Consider the following 20,749-nt stretch of genomic DNA (forward strand, 5'->3'; position numbering starts at 1 on the left):
TCTTCTACTGCTTCTGCTACGTCGTTCACCGTACTCTCAGCCGATCCGTCAGCCTTCCTCGGGCAGCTCTCCGACCCGGTTCTCCCACTTCGTGGAGAGCACGATCGTCGTCCGGGTGCGGGAGACGCCCTTGGTTCCGCTGAGGCGGCGGATCGTCTTCTCCAGGCCGTCGACGTCACTGACGCGCACCTTGAGCATGAACGAGTCGTCGCCGGCGATGAACCAGCAGTCCTCGATCTCGGCGAGGTCCTTGAGCCGGCGGGCCACGTCCTCGTGGTCGGCCGCGTCGGAGAGCGAGATGCCGATGAGGGCGGTCACGCCGAGGCCGAGCGAGGCGGCGTCGACGGTGGCGCGGTAGCCGGTGATCACTCCGGCGGCCTCAAGGCGGTTGATGCGGTCGGTGACGGAGGGGCCGGAGAGCCCGACGAGCCGGCCGAGTTCGGCGTACGAGGCGCGGCCGTTCTCACGCAGAGCCTGGATGAGCTGCCTGTCCACGGCGTCCATAGGGAGGAACCTTCCATTGTCCAGCGATACCGCGAGTTTAGGTATAGAATCTAAGGTACACAGGGGAGAGGCCCTGTGAATCTTTCAGCTGATCAAAGACGATCTTTCAGGAGTGGTGTTCACCGTGTACACGATCGAGATGGCCTACGCACGCATGCGCGAGCTGCAGGACCTGGCCAACCGCTCGCGTGCCCACCAGCCGACCGCCGCCTCGAAGCGTGCCGACAAGAAGCACGCCAAGAAGCGCTAATCCGACCGGGGGGTCGCTCCACCGAGCTCTCCCTCCCACCGGCGGTACAGCCGATGCGGCACCCCTGCCGCGTCGAGCACCCGCCCGGCGACGAAGTCCACCAGATCCTGGATGTGCGTCGCCCCCGCGTAGAACGCCGGAGAGGCGGGCAGCACCACGGCTCCCGCCTCGTCCAGCGCCACCATGTGCTTGAGCGTCTGCCCGTTCAGCGGGGTCTCCCGCACGGCGACGACCAGCGGCCGCCGCTCCTTCAGCGTCACGCTCGCGGTCCGCTGGAGCAGATCCTTCGAAAGCCCCAGTGCCACTCCCGCCACCGCGGCGGTCGAGGCCGGCACGATCAGCATCCCCTTCGCCGGGTACGACCCCGAGGACGGCCCCGCGGCCAGATCGCCGGCCGCCCAGTACCGCACGTCGCCGAGGGCGTCCGCCACGTCGAACGTGTCCGGCTTCCCGTCCGCGCCGCGCGCCAGCCAGACCGCCAGGTCCTCGCGCCAGTGCGCGTCGCGGAAGGAGATGCCCGTCTCGTCGAGCAGCGTGAGCCGGGAGGCCCGCGACACGACGAGGTCGACGCTCTCCCCCGCGGCGAGGAGCCCCCGGAGCACGGCTGCGGCGTACGGCGTGCCCGACGCCCCGGAAACCCCTACCACCCAAGGGGTGCGCTTGCCGTCGTTCATGCCGACGAGCCTATCCGTCATCCCGCCGGGGCTACGGGGTGAGCCCGCGGACCAGCAGGTCGAGGAGGGCGCACACGAACAGCGCCATGCCGATGAAGCCGTTCACCGTGAAGAACGCCCGGTTCAGGCGCGACAGGTCGTGCGGCTTCACGATCGAGTGCTCGTAGCAGAAGGCGGCCACCACGATCACGAGCCCGACCCAGAAGAAGACACCGGCGCCGGTGGCGAGGGCGTACCAGACGAGCAGTCCCGTGGTGACGACCGCGGAGGCCCGGGCGCCCCACAGCGCGGCCGGGATCCCGAAGCGGGCGGGGACGGACATCACGCCGTGGGCCCGGTCCGCCTGGACGTCCTGACAGGCGAAGATCAGGTCGAAGCCGCCGATCCAGACGCCGACCGCGAGCCCCAGGATCACCGCGTCCCAGGACCACTCCCCCGTCACCGCGAGCCAGGCGCCGATCGGCCCTATGGCCTGGGCGAGACCGAGGATGGCGTGCGGGAAGTTGGTGAACCGCTTGCCGTACGGATAGACGACCATCGGGATGACGGCGAGCGGCGCGAGAGCCAGACAGAGCGGGTTGAGCAGGGCCGCGGCGCCGAGGAAGACGACGACGGCGATCCCGGCCCCGGTCCACGCCGAGCGCACGGACACGGCACCGGTCACCAGCTCGCGCTGGGCGGTGCGCGGGTTACGCGCGTCGATCTCGCGGTCGATGATCCGGTTGCAGGCCATGGCGAAGGTCCGCAGACCCACCATGCAGACGGTCACGAGGAACAGCGTCCACCAGTGGATGTTCCTGTCCGTCAGGTACATCGCGGTGAGCGCGGCGGTGTACGCGAAGGGCAGCGCGAACACCGAGTGCTCGATCATCACCAGGCGCAGGAACGCCTTCGTTCGCCCCGGCTGGGCGCCGGGGACAGCGGCCGTGGTCACAGCCCGTACTCCTTCCAGCGGCGGTCCACGAGCGCGGCCGTCGCCGGGTCCGACTCGACCATGTCCGGCCAGCCGCCGTCCCGGGTGTAGCCCTCCTCGGGCAGCTTCCTCGTGGCGTCGATGCCCGCCTTGCCGCCCCAGAACTGCTGGTAGGAGGCGTGGTCGAGGTGGTCGACCGGACCCTCGACGACGGTGAGGTCACGGGCGTAGTCGGTGTTGCCGAGGGCCCGCCAGGACACCTCGTGCAGATCGTGGACGTCGCAGTCCTTGTCGACCACGACGATCAGCTTGGTCAGCGACATCATGTGCGCGCCCCAGATGGCGTGCATGACCTTCTGCGCGTGCTTCGGGTACTTCTTGTCGATCGAGATGATCGCGCAGTTGTGGAAGCCGCCCGACTCCGGCAGGTGGTAGTCGACGATGTCCGGCACGATGATCTTGAGCAGCGGGAGGAAGAAACGCTCCGTCGCACGGCCGAGCGGACCGTCCTCGGTGGGCGGCCGGCCGACGACGATCGACTGGAGCAGCGGACGCTTCCGCATCGTGATGCAGTCGATCTTCAGCGCCGGGAAGGGCTCCTGCGGCGTGTAGAAGCCGGTGTGGTCGCCGAAGGGACCCTCCGGCAGCATCTCTCCCGGCTCGAGCCAGCCCTCGACGACGACCTCGGCGTGCGCGGGCACCTGGAGGGGGACGGTCCTGCAGTCGACCATCTCGATCCTCTTGCCCTGCACGAAGCCGGCGAAGAGGTACTCGTCGATGTCACCCGGCAGCGGGGCGGTGGAGGCGTACGTGACGGCCGGCGGGCAGCCGAAGGCGATCGCGACCGGCAGCCGCTCGCCCTTCGCGGCGGCGACGGCGTAGTGGTTGCGGCTGTCCTTGTGGATCTGCCAGTGCATGCCGATGGTGCGCTTGTCGTGCCGCTGGAGCCGGTAGAGCCCGAGGTTCCGGACCCCGGTCTCCGGGTGCTTCGTGTGCGTGAGGCCCAGGTTGAAGAAGGAGCCGCCGTCCTTGGGCCAGGTGAAGAGCGCGGGAAGCAGGTCGAGATCGACGTCGTCCCCGGTGAGCACGACCTCCTGCACGGGCGCGGCGTCCGACTTCACCTTCTTCGGCGGCACGTGGACCATGGAGCCGAGCTTGCCGAAGGCCTCGCGGACACCGACGAAACCGTGCGGAAGCTCGGGCTTGAGCAGCCCGCCGATCTTCTCGCTGATCTCGCCGTACGACTTCAGGCCCAGGGCCTTGAGGAGTCGGCGGTCGGTCCCGAAGACGTTCATCGCGAGGGGCATCGCGGAACCCTTGACGTTCTCGAAGAGAAGCGCCGGACCCCCCGCCTTGTTCACCCGGTCGACGATCTCCCCGACCTCCAGGTACGGGTCGACTTCGGCCTTGATGCGCTTGAGGTCGCCTTCGCGCTCGAGGGCCCTGAGCAGCGAGCGGAGATCGTCGTAAGCCATAGGGGCCAGTATCCGCCACGGGCTACGCTGGACCTGTCACCGGGGCGGTCGAAACGAGCCCCATCTCTGCTTCCAGGGGGCTGTCCCGCATGCTCAGGGCATTGATGTTCATCCTGCCGCTGGCGCTGCTGATCTACGCCTTCATCGACTGCCTGAACACCCCGGAGGACGAGGTCAGGCATCTGCCGAAGGTGATCTGGGTGATCGTGATCCTCCTCTTCCCGATCGTCGGGTCGGTGGGCTGGATCTTCGCGGGCAAGGAACGGCACAGGACGGTCCGGGGCGGCTCGGGCGGCTGGATCGCCCCCGACGACAACCCCGACTTCCTGAAGTCCCTGCGCGAGGAGAAGAGCGGGCCGAAGGACGAGGAGGCCGCCCTGGAGGAGCGGGAGGCGGACCTCCGCCGCCGGGAGGACGAGCTGCGGAAGCGCGAGCAGGACGGTGGGGACGCCGCCCCCGAGAAGCCCTGACATGGAGCTCCGGCTCCTCGCCACCTTCGAGAAGGTGGCGACGGTCCTCTCCTTCACGAGGGCCGCGACGGAACTGGGTTACGCCCAGTCGAGCGTGACGGCCCAGGTCCGGTCCCTGGAGACCTCCCTCGGCGTGGAGCTCTTCGAGCGCCTGGGCAGCCGCATCCGCCTCACCGAGGCCGGCGAGCGCCTGCTGCCGTACGCCCGCGGCATGGCGGAGCTCGCGGAGGAGGCCCGTACGGCGGTGGCGGCGACGGCGGACCCCGCGGGCACGATCGCCGTCGGCACGATGGAGTCCCTGACCTCGTACCGGCTGCCACCGCTCCTGGAGTACTTCCACCACCGCTACCCGGGGGTGCGCCTCACCCTGCGTCCCACCCTCGGCGACGAGACCCGGCAGGCCCTGCGGCAGGGCACGTACGACGTCGGCTTCCTGATGGAGCCGGAGACGGAGCACGAGGGCCTGGAGTCGGAGGTCCTGGCCCCGGAACCGCTGGTCCTGGTGGCGGGCCCGGCCCATCCGCTGGCCGGCCGCACGGAGCTGACCGCCGCCGAGGTGGCGGGCGCGCAGCTGGTGGGCACCGAACCGGGCTGCCCGTACCGCGACCTCTTCGAGCGCGAGCTGGCGCGGTGGTCCCCGCCGTTCATGGAGTTCGGCACGATCGAGGCGACGAAGCGCGGGGTGGCGGCGGGTCTCGGCGTGGCGCTGCTCCCCCGGGTGACGGTCGACGGGGAACTCGCGGCCGGGACCCTGGTGGAACTCCCCTGGGAGGTCCCGTTCACCCTCTTCACCCAACTCGCGTGGCGACGGGGGAAGCGGCTCCCGGCACATGTCCGCCTGTTCGTGGAGCAGGCGCGGCGGCTGGTGTCCGAGCAGCGAGGGTGACCTTGAGGCTGGCGAGGACGATCAGCGGGACGCCGAGCGCCTGGACGATCCCGATGTGATGCCCGTACGCGGCCCAGTCGACGCCCATGGCGACGGCGGGGTAGGTGAAGGCCAGCACGGCGATCTTGGCGGTGGGCAGCTCGGCGTAGGCGGCGTACATGAGGACGTACATCAGCCCGGTGTGGATCAGGCCGAGCCCGACCAGCCAGCCCCAGCCGGTGCCCGGCTTCGACGCGGCGCCGAAGTCGGCGAACGGGAGCAGCAGCGGAAGCCCGACGAGGACCTGCACGAGGGCGACCAGATGCGGCCGTACCCCGGTGATCCGCTTGGTGACGATCGTGGAGAGCGCGTAGAGGACGGCGGCGCCGAGCGCGAGACCGAGCCCCTTGAGCGAGGCGGTGTCGCCGGGCCGTATCCCGGAGACGAGCACGAGCCCGGCGAACGCGACGGCGAGCCAGCCGAACTTCGCGGCGGTGATCCGCTCCCGGAACAGCACGGCGCCGAACACCACGAGGAAGAACGGCTGCGTGTGGTAGACGACGGTGGCGAAGGAGATCGAGGTGGCCTCGTACGCCTCGAAGAGCAGCACCCAGTTGAAGACGATGAAGACCCCGCCGAGCGCGGCGAGCCCGAACTTCCTCGGGGTGAGGCCGTGCCCGGTGAAGTACCCGCGGGCCAGGCTGTACGCGCCGAGGGCGGCGGCCCCGAAGAGGCACCGGAAGAACACGACGTTGAAGGGGGACGCCCCCGACTCCACGACGAAGATGCCGAGGGTGCCGGAGAGCACCATGGCGAGGGTGAGTTCGACGGTTCCCCTGGTCTCGTTTCTCATGACGACGACGCTACGAGCGGCCCGGGGCCGGGTCCACGAGCCAGTGGGGGGACCTGCCGATGACCCCGATCGGCCGGGCCGATGGGGCTCCCGGACCGCCGCGGGCGCGGCGGTCCGGGGGAGGCTCAGTTGTCGGAGCCGACGGTGTTGTCGTGGCCCGCGTTGAACACGTCGTCGTGCGCGAACTGGAGCCAGTCCCCGAAGACGACGGTGTGCGAGGCCTCCGGCTCCAGTTCGACGGTGACGTCGGCGCTCGCGACGCCGGCGGCGCCGAGGACGAGGACACCGGTGGCGAGGGCGGTCAGCAGGGAACGCATGGAGGACACCTCTCGGTAGTGCGGCGGAACGCTCCGCCGACGGGCGGAGCACCCCGTAAGCCAAGGCCACGAACCGCCCGGCCTCCCGCCGCCGGGCCGGTGGGACCCCGACCGTCAGCCGATCGGCGGAGGGGCCGGAACTCCACCGCAGGACGGCCGACCGGCCCCGGCGGAGACGGCGATCCTCCCGCCGACGAAACCTCGCACCCCTGGTGCCGGACGGGCGGGGACGGCTCCGCCACGTACCTCCGGACGATGCGACCACCTGATGCGGGACGTCCCGGAGGGGCAGGGCCGCCCTGCCCCTGCGGGCTACCGCTGCCGGCCGGCCCGGGGCGCCGACCGGAAGCGGCTGCTAGTCCGGAGCGCGGCCGTAGCTCCGGAGCGTCGCCTTCGACGTGGAGGTGTCGACGAGCCTCAGCTCCCACGGGCCTGTGTTGACGTCGAAGTCCTTGCCGAAGCCGACCCACTTGCCCGCCATCCGACGACCGGTCGGCTCCACGAGCATCTGGATCGCGCCGTGATAGCGGGCGCCCTGGTAGTAGCCGTCGGCGGCGGTCTGCTCGGTCCACGAGCCCGTGACTACGCTGCGATCGATGGTGAGATCGAGGGTGAGCGGACTGTCCGGGTTGCTGGACGCTCCCGGCAGGCTCTGGCCGGTCAGTCGAGTGCCGTGCTGAAGCAGTACGACGTAGTGCCTGGCCTCGAACGTCTCGTCACGCGAGGAGCTGAAGAACTCGTACCGAGACAGCCAGATACCCGAGTAGTTCATACCGTCCGGGAGCGGCTGCGGGGCGGTGGGCGCCTGAATGCCTTCTGGGCCGAGGTCCATGTCGTGGCCTCCTGCGGAATCGGAATGGACACGTGCCTGCGGCACGGGGAGTGCGAAACCCAGGGCTTCGACAGGTCGCCCCGTGACGTACTCCAGAGCGCGGGCGTATACGGGGCGTGGAGCGCGGCTGGTGCCGGATTCCCAGCGCTGGACGAGCCGCTTGCTCGCTTCGTTCGGATCGCCCAGCTCTTCACCGGCTGCGCGAAGAGCCTTGGCTAAGTCGTCCTGGCTCATGCGCAGGCTGATCCGCACGGCCCTCAGAACGTCGTTCGAGGCAGTCGTCATAGCTTCGACGGTAGCCTCAACCACATCCCAATGACACCGATTTGACGCCCATGAGTGACGCTCGAATGACGCCCTTTACGCCGCCGCGATGACCTGGCGTCATGCGGACGATGGATGCCATGCCGATCCGCATCGACGCCTACACGACGAAGCCTGATGGGACTCGAACCGAGCCCCGAACCCTGTACGAGGGCGGGGGCGGCCCCCCGATGGTGACCAGCGCGATGCCGGCCTGCACGTGCCCGCGCTGCTGCCTGCAGCGCTCCGCCGCGAAGGAGGAACTCCCGATGATCATCGCGCTTGAGCATCCCCCGATTCACTACACCGAGCCCCGCACGCTCCTGTCCCCGGAGGTGTGGCAGGCCCTGACCACCGACGTGATCAAGGCCCACCCGGGCACAGACCTGGCACTGGCCGAGCGGATCATCGGCCAGACCATCGCGTTTCTGATCGCGGGGGCGATGACCGACGAACCGCTGTCCCCGTCCGAGCACGTCGACTGGGGCTGGCACGCGTTCCTGCTGCGCACCCAGGCGTACCAGGAGTTCTGCGACCGACACTCGGGCCTGTTCATCCACCACCACCCCGGCGTCCCCGACGCGACCGAGACGGGCGGCCCCGTAGCGGCCCGAGATCGCACCGTGGCCGCGATCCGTGCGGCAGGCTTCGAGGTGGACCAGGAGCTGTGGCCGGAGGCCGCCGACTGCACGCAGTGCCACTCGGGCTGCACGGACAGCCCGGTGGGCGGCAAGAAGTAGTCACGTCGATTCCGCCCGCCCCTCGGCCTTCGGGCCGACGGGCGGGCCCTCAGCGTAGGGAAGGTCGAGGGTGCGCGAACAGGATGCGAGTGCGTGGGACGTATGGGGAGCGGCCCGGCAGGGACGGAAGGAGACGAACTCGGCCGGGGCCACTACGTGGTTCAACTGGACGCAGTGGCCCGACCACGGGCCCGACGCGAACGTCCTTGGCAACCTCTCCGGCATCCGGGCCCTCGACCTCGGCTGCGGCAGCGGTGGAAATCTCGCCCACCTAGCCGCGCTGGGAGCCCAGGCGATCGGTGTGGACATCTCACCTGTCCAGGTGGCCAAAGCCCGTGAACGCTGGCCGCACCTCGACGTGAGGCAGAAGACGGCCGAGGAGTTCCTCGCGGACACCGCGTACGAGTTCGAGGCCGTCTGCTCGGTTTTCGGAGCCGCCTGGTTCACCGATCCCGCCGAACTGCTGCCGCTGGTCCATGAGCGCCTGGCGCCTGGCGGCGTCTACGCGTTCTCCCACAACCCTCCTGCCCTGGAGGGTTGCTACGGACCACAGGCGTCCCAGCTGCCATCGCCGGAGAAGGGCGCGGAACCCCTGTACGTGAAGCGCTGGGACTACCGGCCCGACCGCTGGACCGAGATCCTCCAACGGGCAGGGTTCACGGAGGTGACGGCCGAAGTGATCCCGCCCCCGGACGGCAGACGCACCGGAACCCTGCTCGTCCGGGGCGTCAGGGCATCGTAGGCAGCGCCAGATGGCAGGGGCACTCGCACACGAGATGGCGGACCCCCTGCACGCCGCTGTCGCGGGGCCTGTGGTCGCGGCAGCGGTCGTGGCGCCCGACGACGCACCGCGGCGAGGTGAACTCCGGCTCCGGGGCGGCCGTGAGAGCCCGGGTCAGCAGGGACAGGCACACGGCGTCGGCGATCTCCGGCGTCACCCACCAGCCGTCGCCCGCCCGGTCGCGGTGGTGTCCCTCATGTCCCGGGGCGAGCACGCAGACCGCACCGCCCCACACCGGCCGCACCACGTCCGCGACGGCGAACACGGACCGCCGCGCCCCACAGCGGCTCATCGGGTGCCCCCGGCGTGGATGTCCCGGCGGTCGACGTCCACCCCGACCGTCGCGAGCCACAGCGCCCGCCGTCGGCCGCGCTGGGCGGCTCGCGCCGAGGTGGCCGTGAGGTAAGGGCGTTCCAGGGGCGATCGGGCTCCGTCGAGGAGCGTCGCCTGTTCCTGTGCGTACGGAGATCGCCGCGTCGGGACGCGGTGACGCGGCCTGGGGGCGATCACGGGGCGCGCCGCGCGGCGGGCTCGTCGGTGGGCGGCCGGCCGGGGCCGGTGCCTGCCGGTGGGCGGCAGGGTCAGCATGAGCAGCCAGAGGAGGAGCGGGATCCAGACCCGGCCCAGTACGCTCGCGATAGGGTTCCGCACGTCATCAACTCCGTTGGTAGTTGGTGGCCATGCCCCGGGGCCGGTAGGACGGTCGCCGGGGTCCTTCGTTTCACGCTCACCGTAGTGCGTGATGCACCGTGATGCATCACGATGTAGCTAGAGCCACCCAAACGTGCCTTTGTATGACTATCTAGCGTTGGACCATGACCCTTGATCCGCAGTCGGGACGCCCGCTGTACATGCAGCTGGCCGATGTGATCGCCTCGAAGATCGCCACCGGGGAGTACGCGCCCGACCGCGTGATCCCCACGCCCGGCCGCCTCGCCGAGGAGTACGGCATCGCCGTACTGACGGGCCGCCGGGCCATGCGTGAGCTCCGCGAGCGCGGGCTGATCTACACGGTTCCGGGCAAGGGCTCCTACGTCACACCCGTCGCCGGGGAGAGTGACTCCCCGGCGGAGTGACCCGCCAGTCCCCGGAGTGAGTTCGACGCCTCGCCGGGGAAGAGTCCCGTCCATGGACGAGGAACAGGCAATCCGCTGGCTCGCGACCGCCCTCGCCGAGGCCCGGGCCGGGCTGGCCGAGGGCGGGATCCCGATCGGGGCCGCGCTCTACGGGGCCGACGGGACACTGCTCGGGCGCGGGCACAACCGGCGGGTGCAGGACGAGGACCCGTCGACGCACGCGGAGACCGCCGCCTTCCGGGCCGCCGGACGGCAGCGCTCGTACCGGGGGACGACGATGGTGACGACCCTCTCGCCCTGCTGGTACTGCTCCGGCCTGGTACGGCAGTTCGGGATCTCTCGGGTGGTCGTCGGGGAGGCGGAGACCTTCCATGGCGGGCACGACTGGCTGGCGGAGCACGGCGTCGAGGTGATGGTCCTCGACGACCCGGCGTGCGCCGCGATGATGCGGGAGTTCATCGCCGAGCGGCCCGCCCTCTGGCACGAGGACATCGGCGACGCGTGAGGGCCGGCGCCCCGGCCGGACAGCGCCGAGCCCCGGAAGCAGCGGGACGTCCTCGTCCGGACACGGAGAGGCAACACCTCCAGCACAGACTCGAAAAGCCGACCGCTTTCCCAACACACCGTCGATATCCTTGAGTTGACTGTGACGGGGGTAGTCAGGGGCAACGGGGGCAACGGGGGAGCAGGTCGTGGACAGGGAGCTGTACGGCCGCGAGGCGGCCTTGCACGATGCCGGACTGGTCGCGCGCCTCAGCGGCCTCACGAAGCACGGCGCCTCCCGGGTGCCGTTCGAGCACGGTGACGATCCGCCGGTCACCGTCTTCACCGGCGGGCGCGGCACGGGAAAGACCGCCCTGCTCAAGGAGGTCCGCAACCGCTACAAGGGGTACACGCCGCTGGCGCTCCTCGACTGCGCGCACATCGAGCCGCCCGCCGACCACGGCCCCGGCTGGACCCCGCTCACCGGGGCCCTCGCCGAACTCGCCGTACAGCTGTCGCCGAAGGTGCTCGGCGCGCGGCCGGTGAGGTTCCCCCGGGTGTCGCTCGGGCTCGTCGCGGTCGCCTCGCTGGGCTGGTCACAGGAGGACGACGAGCGGGCCAGGCGCGACCTCCAGCGGCTCGGACCGCTGCTCGCGACCGTCGACCCGACCAGGGGCGCGGCCACCCACTGGGTCGGCAAGGTGCTCGCCAAGCTGGCCGCCACGTTCGCCGAGGCCACGGTCCCGCTCGCCGGACTCCTTGCCGAGGCGACCGTGGAGACCGTCCTGGAGGAGGTGTTCGGCCGCCTCCAGCGTGCCTCGGAGAGCTGGTACGGCGCCTATCGCAACGCCGGCGGACGCGGCAAGGCCGGACTCCAGCAGCTCGCGATCGACTTCGAGCAGGGCGGCCGGCGCCGCGCCGAGGCCGAGGGCTTCCTCGTCGGCGCGCTGACCGAGGACCTCCTCCACCCGTACGTGGGGATCCGGCGCGGCGGCCGGATCGGCCGCCCGCTGGTCCTCCTCGACAACGCCCACGAACCGCTCGGACGCCAGCTCGTCGAACCGATCCTGCGCGCCCGCTCCGAGGGCCGCCGCGACCGGGTCGTCGTCCTCGCCACCTCCCGGGTCCGCGAGCACGAGGGGCTGCGGAACGCCACCAGGACCCGGCTGCCCGAGACCGCGCACCGGGCGCCCAGCCCGCGCGACGCCCGTGTCGGCTCCGGCATCCTCGCCGTGGAGCTCACCCCGCTCTCGCCCTCCCAGACCCGCTCCGCCTTCGACCACCACGACCCGGCCGGCCGGACGCCCACCGGACTCGCCCGCGCCGTGCACCGGTTGACCGGGGGCCGCCCGCTCGGCGTCGCCCTCCTCGGCCGGGCCGCCGGAGAGGCCCCGGACCGTCTGCGCGCCGGTCTCACCCCGGGCGGGCTGCTCGACCTGACCGTGGAACTCCGCGAGGACACCCCACCGGTGCCCGTCGCCCCCGCCCTGCTCGCCGAACTCCTCCCGGTGCGGCGACCCGGCCCGTACGCCGTGCTCGCCGCCGCCCACGACGAGGAGTCCGCCCGGATGCTCGCCCACGCCCGCCTCCAGGGCGAGTCCCTGGACGGCGACGTGGCGCTGCGCGTCCGCGACCAGCTGCGCTCCGAGGACTGGGCCGCCTCCGAGCCGGGCTCGGGCCACTTCGTCGCCGACCCGCTGCTGCGCGCCCTGCTCCTGCACCGCCTCCGTTTCGAGGACGGCGACCATCCCCGGTACGCGGCCTGGCACGCCGTCCACGAGACCCTGCACCGGCACTACGGCCCCGCACCCGGCCCGTACCGGCTCCATCACGACCTGGCCCTCGGCCGCACCGAGGAGGCCGTCACCCAGCTGCGGCTCACCTTCCCCGAGCAGGACGTCCTCGGCTGGCTGGAGCGGCTGCGGTTCATCGCCTCCGCCCCGTACCCCCGCGAGCACGGCCGGACCGGGCCGGACCCACGCCGGGCGGTCGCCCTCGGCCGGGGTGGGGCGGACGGGGCGAGCGGCGGAACGGGCGAGGACCTCCAGCCCGGACTGGACCACGACACCACCGAACTCCATCTGTCCGTACGGCGGCTTCTGCACGCCGTATGGCTGCTGACCGATCCGCTCGCGCTGCCCGACGACGAGGTGGCCGACCGCCTCGCGCACGAACTGCGCCGGCTCTCCGGCCGTCATCTGACGGGCAGCGGTTCGCTCTGGGACGCGGCCACCCACTGGCCGCGCGACATCCGTGCCTGGCGGGAGCTTTCGCTGCCGCCGGGCCGCGAGGACGGAGTCTGACGCCATGCCCGACCGCCCGACCGCCCCGCGCATCGGCCGACCGCTCGACCGGCTGCGGCGCCGCGTCCGCACCCCCCGCCAGAGGCTCGTCGCGTCCGTCGTCACCGCCGCCGTCGTCCTGGGCCTCGGCGGGTACGCCGTCGCCCGGCTCAACACCCCGGAGGACCGTTCCTGCGCCGCGGGCGTCGAGCGGCCGGAGGGCAGCGCCGAATGCGTCGGCGTCAACGGCGACGGCTTCGCCTTCGGCGTGCCCGAACTGGCCGAGGTCGCCCGTGCCATCGGCGCCGAGAACGCCACGCTCGAACCCGGCGCTTACGCCACCGTCGCCGTCCTCCTGCCGCTGACCTCCACCGACGCCGGCATGCGGGTCAAGGTGCTGCACGAGGTCCAGGGCGCGTACGCGTACCAGTACCGGGCCAACCACGAGTCCAACAGCGAGACCCCGAAGATCCGCCTCGTCCTGGCCAACACCGGCAAGGGCAACGCCCACTGGCGCGGCACCGTCGACCGGCTGGTCTCCATGACCGGAGCCCCCGACCGGCTGCGGGCCGTCTCCGGAGTCGCCACCTCCTCCACCGAGATACGCGAGTCGGTGACCGCCCTCACCGGCGCCGGGATCGCCGTCGTCGGCACCACCATCACCGCCGACGACATCGCCAACGGCCCGGGCCCCGGGCACAACCGCTACCCCGGCCTCGCCCGCGTCTCCCCCACCAACAACGACGAGGCCAGGGCCCTCGCGAACTTCGGCCGCGTCGACGCCGCCAAGGCCCTCCTCGTCCAGGACACCCGCAGCGGCGACCACTACACCGACACCCTCAAGTCCGCCTTCGCCGCGTCCCTCAAGGGCGCCCCCTACGAGCCGCAGCTCTTCACCTCGCCCGCCGACCCCACCGACGAGGGCACCACCGCCAACACCTTCCGCCAGATCACCCATCTGATCTGCGACACCCGCGCCGAGACGGTCTTCTTCGCGGGCCGCCACACCCAGCTGCGCCAGTTCATCAACGCGCTCGGCTCGCGCGGCTGCCTCGACCGCGCCTTCACGATCCTGACCGGCGACGAGGGCTCGTACCTGGGCGCGGACAAGCAGCTCGACCCGGGCGCCCTGAAGGCGAAGCTGACCGTGCGATACGCGGCCCTGGCCCACCCCGACGCGTGGAAGCAGTCGGCGGGGCGGAAGGTCCCGGCGACCGGCGGTTCGGTGGTGGCGTACTCGACCTTCGTGACGGACATCGCCCGCGCCTCGAAGAAGCCGGTGCCGCTCGCGGACGGCCAGGCCATCGTGGCGTACGACGCGATGGCGACGGCGGTGCACGCGATCCGCCAGGCGACCCCGCAGGGCTCCCAGTACCCGGAACTCGCCGACGTGGTCACCCAGTGGCCGCAGGTCAAGGGTTCGCTGCGGGTGCAGGGCGCGAGCGGCTGGATCTGCCTGGACAACTACGGGAACCCGTACAACAAGGCGGTCCCGATCGTCGAACTCGCCCAGGACGGCACCCAGCGCTTCGTCCAGATCGCCTGGCCGGAGGGCAAGCCGCCGTCGGCTTCCTGTCTGCCGCCGAAGAAGGGCTAGCCCCGCCTACGGCACCCATTTGGGCCAGGGCGCCTCGTCCAGCTCGTACAGGGCACGGAGGTGCTGCCACCGCTCGGGCGACCGGGCGGACCAGTCCGTCGGGCGCCCGTCCAAGGCCGCGGCGAGCCGCTCGAAGTGATCGTGCCACCCCGCGAGACGGTCCAGCCGGTGCTCCCGGTCCGCCCTCAGTTCGTTCGTGAAACGCAGCACGGTCGACCCGTCGCCGCCGGGCTCCCCCGGTTCCAGATGGAATCGGATGCGTCCGTGCGTCGGATCGACCGTGTACTCGGCCACGTACTCGGGGTCCCAGGCGGTCACCCGCCCCGACACCACGGTGTCGCCGTCGAGCCGGCGGAGGGTGACCCGGCCGCCGAGCCGGGGTTCCAGCGGGTCCGCCGCGCAGAGCCAGCCCGCCAGGCCCTCGGGGGTGGCGACGGCCTCCCAGACCTCGGGCAGGGGACGGGACAGCTCGACTGCGAACCGCAGCAGGTGCGCGTCCCCGTCATGGGTCTCGCACCTGCCCCGGGGAATCTCGCTCATACCTCAAGCGTCACCCCGGGACGGGCCCGGTGCCAGCTCAGACGCCCGCGTACGAGTGCTTGCTGTTCACGAAGATGTTCACGCCGTAGTAGTTGAACAGGAAGCAGGCGAAGGCGATGAGCGCGATGTACGCGGCCTTCCGCCCCTTCCAGCCGGCCGTCGCGCGCGCGTGCAGGTACGCGGCGTAGCCGACCCACGTGATGAAGGACCAGACCTCCTTGGCGTCCCAGCCCCAGTAGCGGCCCCACGCGTCACCGGCCCAGATGGCGCCCGCGATGATCGTGAAGGTCCAGAGCGGGAAGATGGCCGCGTTGACCCGGTACGAGAACTTGTCGAGCGAGGCCGCCGAGGGCAGCCGCTCCATGACGGAGCGGGTGAAGGCGCCCGGGTTGCCGCCGGTCACGAGCTTGTTCTCGTAGGAGTCGCGGAAGAGGTACAGCAGGGTGGCGGTGGCGCCCAGGTAGAAGACCGCGCCGCAGAAGATCGCGGTGGAGACGTGGATCCACAGCCAGTACGAGTCGAGCGCGGGGACCAGCTGGTCACTGGGGGTCTTCAGCCAGGTGGTGGCCATGCCCAGGTCCAGCAGGACCGTGGTGACCAGCGGCAGGCCGAGCCAGCGCACGTTCTTCTTGGCGACGAGGAAGCCGAGGTACGCGCCGACCGCCACCGTGGAGAAGGTGGTGGAGAACTCGTACATGTTGCCCCAGGGGGCCCGCTGCACGGAGAGCGCCCGGGTGACCACGCCCGACGCCTCGACCAGGAAGGCGAGGACGGTGAGCGAGACGGCGATACGGCCGTACAGGTCGCCCTTGACCGTGCCGCCGGCGGCGCCGGGGCCGTCCGGTACGTCACGGGTGCCGGCCGCGGACCGGGTGACGACCTTCGGCTTCTCCAGGACGGTCGTGCCACCACCCGCCTGCTTGACCTGGACGGTCACGGCGGCGGTGGCGGCCGGAGCCCGGGAGGTGAGCGCGGCGGCGGTACGGCCGACCTTGCTGCGGCTGCCCAGCACCCACTCGGCGATGTGGGCGAAGAAGGCCAGGGTGTAGACGGCCATCGAGGAGTAGATGAGCAGGTCGCTCATCCGCGCCATGCTCTCGTTGGTCGTGGCGGCGAGGATCACTTGTCGGCCTCTCCAGAAGGGGCAGGGTCTTCTGCGGGTTCTTCCGCGGGTTCCGGTACGTCTTCCGGATCGGCTTCGGGTACGGCGTGCTTCACGGCCCCGGGCCGCACGTCGTCGCGTACGCCCTCGGGTGCGGCCCTCGGTACGGCGTCCGGCTCGGTCTTCGGGTCCGCGTCCGGCTCGGACTCCGGACCGGGGTCCGGCGCCGGCGGCGCGTCCGCCGTGAGGGCGACCGCGAGGTCGCCCAGCTCCTCCGGCAGCTTCGCGGACTCGCTGCGGCCCAGGCCGGCCATCTCGACGACGGTCACGCCGCCCTCACCGCGCACGGCCCGGACCCAGACCCGGCGCCGCTGGATGAAGAGCGAACCGGTCAGACCGGCGATCGCGGCGATCGCGCCCGTGAGGGCGAGCCCGTTGCCGGGCTGCTGCGAGATCTGGAAGCTCGCCCACTCCTTGACGTCCTTCTCGAAGGTGATCGAGCCGGCGCCGTCGGGGAGGGTCATGGTCTCGCCGGGCAGCAGCCGCTTGGCGAACCCGGTCCCCTCGTCGATCTTGAACTGGGTCATCTTGGAGGTGTTGAGCTGGTACACGTTCTGCGGCAGACCGGAGTTCACGCGCAGGTCGCCGTGGTAGCCGGTGAGCGCGAGGACCGGGTAGTCGAGCCCCGGGAACTGCGAGAACATCGTGCCCTTGCCCTCGCCCGCGAAGGTAGGCACGAAGAGGGCGCTGAAGCCCAGCTGGTCCTTCTCGCCCTTCTGGTCGCGGTAGCCGTCCATCACCTTGATGGCGCCGGTGGACGTGATGTTGTTGTCGATGGGGAGCAGCGGCACCGCGCCCTCGAAGACGACCTTGCCGCGGCCGTCCCTGACGGTGACGGCGGGCGCGTAGCCGTGGGCGATCAGATAGACCTTGGAGTCGCCGACCTTGAGCGGCTCGTTGACCCGGATGACGGCCTTCTTGTCCGTACCGCCCTGCGAGTAGGAGACCTTCGCCTCGAAGGTGCGGGGCGTGCCGCGCTGGGGGCCGCTCTTCTCGTACGTGCCGTCGAAGGCGTCGAGCTTGAAACTGAACGGCTCCAGCTCGTCGATGCCGAACTGGGAGCCGGACTTGAAGTCGTCGTACTGGGTGAGCGTGTTGGAGAAGCCGTCGCCCTCGACGATCAGCTTGCCGCCCTCGGACTTGAAGAGCTGCCCCCAGGCGAAGGCGACGAGCATGACGATCAGGGCGACGTGGAAGGCGAGGTTGCCGGCCTCGCGCAGATAGCCCTTCTCGGCGGCGATCGCGTTCCCGGCCGTGTGGGCGCGGAAGCGGCGTCCCTTGAGGAGGGTGAGCGCGGCCTCGCGGACCTGCTCGGGCTCGGCCCCGGTGCGCCACGTCGTGTACGCGGGCAGCCGGTCGAGGCGCTTGGGCGCGCCCGGCGGGCGGCTGCGGAGCTGGCCGACGAACTGCCAGGTGCGGGGCACGATGCAGCCGATGAGGGAGACGAACAGCAGTATGTAGATCGCGGAGAACCACACGGAGCTGTAGACGTCGAAGAACTGGAGCTTCTCGTACAGCGGCGTCAGCGTCTTGTGGGCGTCCTTGAAGGCCTGTGCCTTGATCTCGTCCACGGCGGTCTGCGGGATGAGGGAGCCGGGGACGGCGCCGAGCGAGAGCATGAAGAGCAGGATCAGCGCGACCCGCATCGAGGTCAGCTGCCGCCAGAACCAGCGGATCCAGCCGATGACACCGAAGGCGGGACCGCCGGTGACGGCCGTCTCGGCGCGGTCGTCGAGGGGGGCGGTCGACAGCTGCGCCCCGGCCTCACCGAGGCTCTCCTGCTGCTCCGTCGTACCGGAGGTGTCCGTCGTACCGGACGTGTCGGTCGTACTCATGGAACTCAGATCCCCACCGTGAAACCGCTGGACCAGCCCTGCATCGTGGCGACCATGCTGTCCCACGCGCCTGTGAGGAGCAGGACACCGGTGACGAGCATCATGCCGCCGCCGATCCGCATGACCCACACGTAGTGCTTCTTGACCCACCCGAACGCGCCGAGTGCCTTGCGGAAGGCTATGGCGGCGAGGACGAACGGCACGCCGAGGCCGAGGCAGTACGCGAAGGCGAGCAGCGCGCCGCGGCCGGCGCTGGCCTGCTCCAGGGCGAGGGCGTTGACCGAGGCGAGCGTCGGGCCGATGCACGGGGTCCAGCCGATGCCGAAGAGCGCGCCGAGCAGCGGCGCGCCGACCAGACCGGCGACGGGCTTCCGGTGGAAGCGGTACTCGCGCTGGGTGAACCAGGGCATCAGGCCGAGGAAGAACACGCCCATGAGGATCATGAGCACGCCGAGGATCGTGGTGAGCGTCTCGCGGTACTCCTGGAGGGTCGACCCGAAGTAGCCGAAGAGCGCCCCGCCGGACACGAACACGGCGGTGAAGCCGAGGACGAAGAGGACCGCTCCGGCGGTCATCCGGCCGCGGCGGCTCTCGGCGAGGTCGGTGCCGGAGACGCCGGTCACGTAGGACAGGTAGCCGGGGACCAGCGGGAGGACGCAGGGCGAGAAGAAGGAGACCAGTCCGGCGAGGAGGGCGACGGGCAGCGCGAGGAGCAGGGCTCCGCTGGTGACGGTCTCGTTCACCGGCTCACTTCTCCTTGAGGAGGGGGTCGATCATCGACCGCAGCTTCTCCTCGTCGAGCGCCATGAGCGAGCGGGCCGCGATCCGGCCCTCCTTGTCGAGGACGACGGTGGAGGGGATGGACTGCGGGGAGAGCGTGCCCTTGGGGAAGCCGAACAGGATCAGCTTGCCCTGCGGGTCGTAGAGGCTGGGGTAGGTGACCCCGTAGTCCTCCTCGAAGGCGAGGGCGGGCTGCTTGTTGGGGTCGCGGGTGTTGACCCCGACGAACGCGACGCCCTTGCCCTCCATGTCCTTGGCGACCTTCGCGAAGTGCGGGGCCTCGGCACGGCACGGGGCGCACCAGGAGCCCCACACGTTGAGGACGACGACCTTGCCCTTGAGTTCGGCGACGTCGAGCTGCTTGCCGTCGAGGGTCTCGCCCGCGAGCTTCCCGGTGGCCGCGCGCTCGCCCTTGGGCGCGGTGGCGATCCCACCCGTGTTGGTCACGAAGTTGGTGTTGCCACCGCCGCCGGACTTGCCGTTGCTGTCGCCGCCGCAGGCCGAGAGCGTGAGGGCGGCGGTCAGCACTCCGACGGCGAGCAGGGTGCGTCGAGGGGCACGGCTAAGGCTCATGTGAAAAGTTTCGCATGGGCGTTTGGGGGATCTTGGGCACCCCCCTACGTGCCCGGAAAGCCCCTTGTCAAGATCGCCTAAGCGGACAGGGCGGACGACTATGCGGACGGGGTCGACGAGGGTGTCGAACCGCTTGTCGCGGGCTTGAGGAAAGCATTCCAGCCGCCGGCCGGCTTCTGTCCCACTTCCAGCGAGCGCAGCTGCTGGAGGATCTTCGGGTCCTGGACGTCGAGCCAGTCGACGAACTGCTTGAAGGAGACGAGCCGGACGTCCTTCTTGCCGGCCATGCCCTTGAGCGCGTCCTCGACGGCGTCCATGTAGATGCCGCCGTTCCACTGCTCGAAGTGGTTGCCGATGAAGAAGGGCGCGCGGTTCGACTCGTACGCGCGCGTGAAGCCGCCGAGGAGCGCCTCGGTGGCCTGCTTGCGCCAGCCCGGGTAGCGCGAGGGCATGCCCTTCGTCGTGTTCTTCGACTGGTTGGCGAGCATGTTGTAGTCCATCGAGAGGACCTCGAAGGAGTGCCCGGGGAAGGGCACGGCCTGCAGCGGGAGGTCCCAGACGCCCTGTCGCTTGGTGGGCCACATCTGCCGGCCGCCGGGCGAGCTGGCGTCGTAGCGCCAGTTGAGCCGCTTCGCGGTGGGCAGCAGGTTGTCCTGGCCAAGGAGGCACGGCGTACGGCCGCCGATGAGCTCCTTGGAGTAGTCGAAGGGCAGCGGGTCGAGGTCGGTCCAGCCGCTGTTCGTCTTCCACTCGGTGACGAACTTCATGGCCTGGTCGATCTCGCTCTGCCACTGGGCGGGGGTCCAGTTGCCGACGGAGCCGGAGCCGCCGCAGAAGTGCCCGTTGAAGTGGGTGCCGATCTCGTGGCCTTCGAGCCAGGCCTGCCGGACGTACTTCAGGGTGTCCTTGATGTGGTCGTCGCTGAGGTAGCCGATGTCCGAGGCGCCGACGCGGTTGTTCGGCGGACGGTAGAGGTTCTTCTTCGACTCGGGGAGGACGTAGATCCCGGAGAGGAAGAAGGTCATCGCCGCGTCGTGGTTCTTGGCGAGTTCCAGGAAGCGCGGGAACAGTCCGTTGCCGACCTCGCCGGCGCCGTCCCAGGAGAAGATCACGAACTGGGGCGGGGTCTGGCCGGGTTCGAGCGGGACGGGGGCGTCGGGCTGGTGGGGCTGCTTGCCGGTGTCGGCGGTGGAACCGTCGCCGATGAGCTTGGCGTCGTCCTTGGTCGGGGTGCTCGTGCTCGGCTCCGCCGAGACGTCACCCCCCTTACCAGGCCCGGATCGTCCCGGCTTGTCCTGATTGCCGTTGCTGCAGGCGGCGACACCCATCGCCGCCGCGGCCCCAACGCCCGCCCCGAGCAGCCCCCTTCGACTGATCCCACTGATCCCGCGCATGACATCCCCATTCGCGCTGACGTATTAACGAAACGTCATCCAAACCGACA

24 protein-coding genes are annotated in these 20,749 nt (G+C 70.6%); 9 read left to right on the forward strand and 15 right to left on the reverse strand.

Annotated elements, in window-relative coordinates; genetic code table 11:
- Positions 1-48 precede the first annotated feature (48 nt).
- Entirely contained in the window at positions 49-504 is a 456-nt protein-coding gene (locus tag OG392_RS15960; protein ID WP_030324379.1) for an Lrp/AsnC family transcriptional regulator, read from the reverse strand.
- A gap of 112 nt (positions 505-616) precedes the next feature.
- Here OG392_RS15960 and OG392_RS15965 point away from each other — a divergent pair, with 112 nt between their 5' ends.
- A complete protein-coding gene (locus OG392_RS15965; protein ID WP_167346897.1) occupies positions 617-754 on the forward strand; it encodes a hypothetical protein in 138 nt (45 codons plus the stop codon).
- Here OG392_RS15965 and OG392_RS15970 read toward each other — a convergent pair.
- Genes OG392_RS15970 through OG392_RS15980 form a run of 3 tightly spaced genes read right to left on the reverse strand, consistent with a single transcriptional unit; the run spans position 751 to position 3,816 of the window.
- Positions 751-1,428, reverse strand: a complete 678-nt coding sequence (locus OG392_RS15970) for a UbiX family flavin prenyltransferase (RefSeq protein WP_329279862.1) — start codon at positions 1,426-1,428, stop codon at positions 751-753. The genes OG392_RS15965 and OG392_RS15970 overlap by 4 nt on opposite strands.
- A 31-nt stretch (positions 1,429-1,459) precedes the next feature.
- Positions 1,460-2,362 (reverse strand): menaquinone biosynthesis prenyltransferase MqnP, encoded by a 903-nt coding sequence (gene mqnP / locus OG392_RS15975; RefSeq protein WP_329279865.1) that lies wholly within the window; start codon positions 2,360-2,362, stop codon positions 1,460-1,462.
- A complete protein-coding gene (locus OG392_RS15980; protein ID WP_329279867.1) occupies positions 2,359-3,816 on the reverse strand; it encodes a menaquinone biosynthesis decarboxylase in 1,458 nt (485 codons plus the stop codon). Before OG392_RS15980 ends, mqnP begins: the two co-directional genes overlap by 4 nt.
- An 89-nt stretch (positions 3,817-3,905) precedes the next feature.
- On the opposite strand from OG392_RS15980, the gene OG392_RS15985 reads away from it, so the two are divergent.
- Complete coding sequence (locus OG392_RS15985; protein ID WP_329279869.1) at positions 3,906-4,286, forward strand: PLD nuclease N-terminal domain-containing protein; 381 nt, start codon at positions 3,906-3,908, stop codon at positions 4,284-4,286.
- 1 nt (position 4,287) lies between these two features.
- Positions 4,288-5,172 carry a LysR family transcriptional regulator gene (locus OG392_RS15990; protein ID WP_329279872.1) on the forward strand — a complete coding sequence of 295 codons (885 nt, stop codon included), beginning with the start codon at positions 4,288-4,290 and terminating at the stop codon, positions 5,170-5,172.
- Here the strand turns inward: OG392_RS15990 and OG392_RS15995 are convergent.
- The 3 genes from OG392_RS15995 to OG392_RS16005 form a co-directional block, all read right to left on the reverse strand.
- Positions 5,075-6,004, reverse strand: a complete 930-nt coding sequence (locus OG392_RS15995) for a DMT family transporter (RefSeq protein ID WP_329279874.1) — start codon at positions 6,002-6,004, stop codon at positions 5,075-5,077. The two genes, OG392_RS15990 and OG392_RS15995, sit on opposite strands and share 98 nt — an antisense overlap.
- A 125-nt stretch (positions 6,005-6,129) precedes the next feature.
- Positions 6,130-6,321 (reverse strand): hypothetical protein, encoded by a 192-nt coding sequence (locus OG392_RS16000; RefSeq protein WP_329279876.1) that lies wholly within the window; start codon positions 6,319-6,321, stop codon positions 6,130-6,132.
- 355 nt (positions 6,322-6,676) lie between these two features.
- The gene (locus tag OG392_RS16005; protein WP_329279879.1) at positions 6,677-7,438 is read right to left on the reverse strand and encodes a helix-turn-helix domain-containing protein; all 762 of its coding nucleotides are present in this window, start codon (positions 7,436-7,438) and stop codon (positions 6,677-6,679) included.
- Positions 7,439-7,557: 119 nt separating this feature from the next.
- Here OG392_RS16005 and OG392_RS16010 point away from each other — a divergent pair, with 119 nt between their 5' ends.
- Positions 7,558-8,196: a glycine-rich domain-containing protein gene (locus tag OG392_RS16010; RefSeq protein ID WP_329279881.1), complete on the forward strand. Its 639-nt coding sequence runs from the start codon at positions 7,558-7,560 to the stop codon at positions 8,194-8,196.
- A gap of 70 nt (positions 8,197-8,266) precedes the next feature.
- Complete coding sequence (locus tag OG392_RS16015) at positions 8,267-8,938, forward strand: class I SAM-dependent methyltransferase (protein WP_329279882.1); 672 nt, start codon at positions 8,267-8,269, stop codon at positions 8,936-8,938.
- Here the strand turns inward: OG392_RS16015 and OG392_RS16020 are convergent.
- Both OG392_RS16020 and OG392_RS16025 read right to left on the reverse strand, forming a co-directional pair.
- The gene (locus tag OG392_RS16020) at positions 8,925-9,269 is read right to left on the reverse strand and encodes a hypothetical protein (protein WP_329279885.1); all 345 of its coding nucleotides are present in this window, start codon (positions 9,267-9,269) and stop codon (positions 8,925-8,927) included. The two genes, OG392_RS16015 and OG392_RS16020, sit on opposite strands and share 14 nt — an antisense overlap.
- Positions 9,266-9,628 carry a hypothetical protein gene (locus OG392_RS16025; protein ID WP_329279887.1) on the reverse strand — a complete coding sequence of 121 codons (363 nt, stop codon included), beginning with the start codon at positions 9,626-9,628 and terminating at the stop codon, positions 9,266-9,268. Before OG392_RS16025 ends, OG392_RS16020 begins: the two co-directional genes overlap by 4 nt.
- A gap of 164 nt (positions 9,629-9,792) precedes the next feature.
- Here OG392_RS16025 and OG392_RS16030 point away from each other — a divergent pair, with 164 nt between their 5' ends.
- From OG392_RS16030 to OG392_RS16045, 4 genes are all read left to right on the forward strand, one after another.
- Complete coding sequence (locus OG392_RS16030) at positions 9,793-10,053, forward strand: GntR family transcriptional regulator (RefSeq protein ID WP_329279889.1); 261 nt, start codon at positions 9,793-9,795, stop codon at positions 10,051-10,053.
- A 52-nt stretch (positions 10,054-10,105) separates the two neighbouring features.
- Positions 10,106-10,558 carry a nucleoside deaminase gene (locus OG392_RS16035; RefSeq protein WP_329279892.1) on the forward strand — a complete coding sequence of 151 codons (453 nt, stop codon included), beginning with the start codon at positions 10,106-10,108 and terminating at the stop codon, positions 10,556-10,558.
- 187 nt (positions 10,559-10,745) lie between these two features.
- Positions 10,746-12,839 (forward strand): hypothetical protein, encoded by a 2,094-nt coding sequence (locus OG392_RS16040; RefSeq protein WP_329279894.1) that lies wholly within the window; start codon positions 10,746-10,748, stop codon positions 12,837-12,839.
- A 4-nt stretch (positions 12,840-12,843) separates the two neighbouring features.
- On the forward strand, positions 12,844-14,415 hold the full coding sequence (locus OG392_RS16045; RefSeq protein ID WP_329279896.1) for an ABC transporter substrate-binding protein: 1,572 nt from the start codon (positions 12,844-12,846) through the stop codon (positions 14,413-14,415).
- A 6-nt stretch (positions 14,416-14,421) separates the two neighbouring features.
- Here OG392_RS16045 and OG392_RS16050 read toward each other — a convergent pair whose 3' ends face one another.
- From OG392_RS16050 to OG392_RS16075, 6 genes are all read right to left on the reverse strand, one after another.
- Positions 14,422-14,955, reverse strand: a complete 534-nt coding sequence (locus OG392_RS16050) for an SRPBCC domain-containing protein (protein WP_329279898.1) — start codon at positions 14,953-14,955, stop codon at positions 14,422-14,424.
- Positions 14,956-14,992: 37 nt separating this feature from the next.
- The gene (gene ccsB, locus OG392_RS16055; protein ID WP_329279899.1) at positions 14,993-16,078 is read right to left on the reverse strand and encodes a c-type cytochrome biogenesis protein CcsB; all 1,086 of its coding nucleotides are present in this window, start codon (positions 16,076-16,078) and stop codon (positions 14,993-14,995) included.
- Positions 16,075-17,952 (reverse strand): cytochrome c biogenesis protein ResB, encoded by a 1,878-nt coding sequence (gene resB / locus OG392_RS16060; protein WP_329279901.1) that lies wholly within the window; start codon positions 17,950-17,952, stop codon positions 16,075-16,077. The genes ccsB and resB overlap by 4 nt, the downstream gene beginning before the upstream one ends.
- Positions 17,953-17,957: 5 nt before the next feature.
- A complete protein-coding gene (locus OG392_RS16065; RefSeq protein WP_329279902.1) occupies positions 17,958-18,695 on the reverse strand; it encodes a cytochrome c biogenesis CcdA family protein in 738 nt (245 codons plus the stop codon).
- Between the two features lie 4 nt (positions 18,696-18,699).
- The gene (locus tag OG392_RS16070) at positions 18,700-19,305 is read right to left on the reverse strand and encodes a TlpA family protein disulfide reductase (protein WP_329279905.1); all 606 of its coding nucleotides are present in this window, start codon (positions 19,303-19,305) and stop codon (positions 18,700-18,702) included.
- Positions 19,306-19,403: 98 nt separating this feature from the next.
- Positions 19,404-20,690 (reverse strand): hypothetical protein, encoded by a 1,287-nt coding sequence (locus OG392_RS16075; protein WP_329287306.1) that lies wholly within the window; start codon positions 20,688-20,690, stop codon positions 19,404-19,406.
- Positions 20,691-20,749: the final 59 nt, after the last annotated feature.

This window comes from Streptomyces sp. NBC_00691 (assembly GCF_036226665.1).
In the GTDB taxonomy this organism is placed as follows: Bacteria; Actinomycetota; Actinomycetes; order Streptomycetales; family Streptomycetaceae; genus Streptomyces.

Bases quoted from the DNA above. Each gene is read 5' to 3' on its own strand.
- OG392_RS15980 (WP_329279867.1), bottom strand. From the start codon at position 3,816: ATGGCTTACGACGATCTCCGCTCGCTGCTCAGGGCCCTCGAGCGCGAA.
- OG392_RS16050 (WP_329279898.1), bottom strand. From the start codon at position 14,955: ATGAGCGAGATTCCCCGGGGCAGGTGCGAGACCCATGACGGGGACGCG.
- OG392_RS16010 (WP_329279881.1), top strand. From the start codon at position 7,558: ATGCCGATCCGCATCGACGCCTACACGACGAAGCCTGATGGGACTCGA.
- OG392_RS15990 (WP_329279872.1), top strand. From the start codon at position 4,288: ATGGAGCTCCGGCTCCTCGCCACCTTCGAGAAGGTGGCGACGGTCCTC.
- resB (WP_329279901.1), bottom strand. From the start codon at position 17,952: ATGAGTACGACCGACACGTCCGGTACGACGGACACCTCCGGTACGACG.
- OG392_RS16000 (WP_329279876.1), bottom strand. From the start codon at position 6,321: ATGCGTTCCCTGCTGACCGCCCTCGCCACCGGTGTCCTCGTCCTCGGC.
- OG392_RS16005 (WP_329279879.1), bottom strand. From the start codon at position 7,438: ATGACGACTGCCTCGAACGACGTTCTGAGGGCCGTGCGGATCAGCCTG.
- OG392_RS16070 (WP_329279905.1), bottom strand. From the start codon at position 19,305: ATGAGCCTTAGCCGTGCCCCTCGACGCACCCTGCTCGCCGTCGGAGTG.
- OG392_RS15995 (WP_329279874.1), bottom strand. From the start codon at position 6,004: ATGAGAAACGAGACCAGGGGAACCGTCGAACTCACCCTCGCCATGGTG.
- OG392_RS15970 (WP_329279862.1), bottom strand. From the start codon at position 1,428: ATGAACGACGGCAAGCGCACCCCTTGGGTGGTAGGGGTTTCCGGGGCG.
- OG392_RS16030 (WP_329279889.1), top strand. From the start codon at position 9,793: ATGACCCTTGATCCGCAGTCGGGACGCCCGCTGTACATGCAGCTGGCC.
- OG392_RS15985 (WP_329279869.1), top strand. From the start codon at position 3,906: ATGCTCAGGGCATTGATGTTCATCCTGCCGCTGGCGCTGCTGATCTAC.
- OG392_RS16035 (WP_329279892.1), top strand. From the start codon at position 10,106: ATGGACGAGGAACAGGCAATCCGCTGGCTCGCGACCGCCCTCGCCGAG.
- OG392_RS16045 (WP_329279896.1), top strand. From the start codon at position 12,844: ATGCCCGACCGCCCGACCGCCCCGCGCATCGGCCGACCGCTCGACCGG.
- OG392_RS15960 (WP_030324379.1), bottom strand. From the start codon at position 504: ATGGACGCCGTGGACAGGCAGCTCATCCAGGCTCTGCGTGAGAACGGC.
- OG392_RS16020 (WP_329279885.1), bottom strand. From the start codon at position 9,269: ATGAGCCGCTGTGGGGCGCGGCGGTCCGTGTTCGCCGTCGCGGACGTG.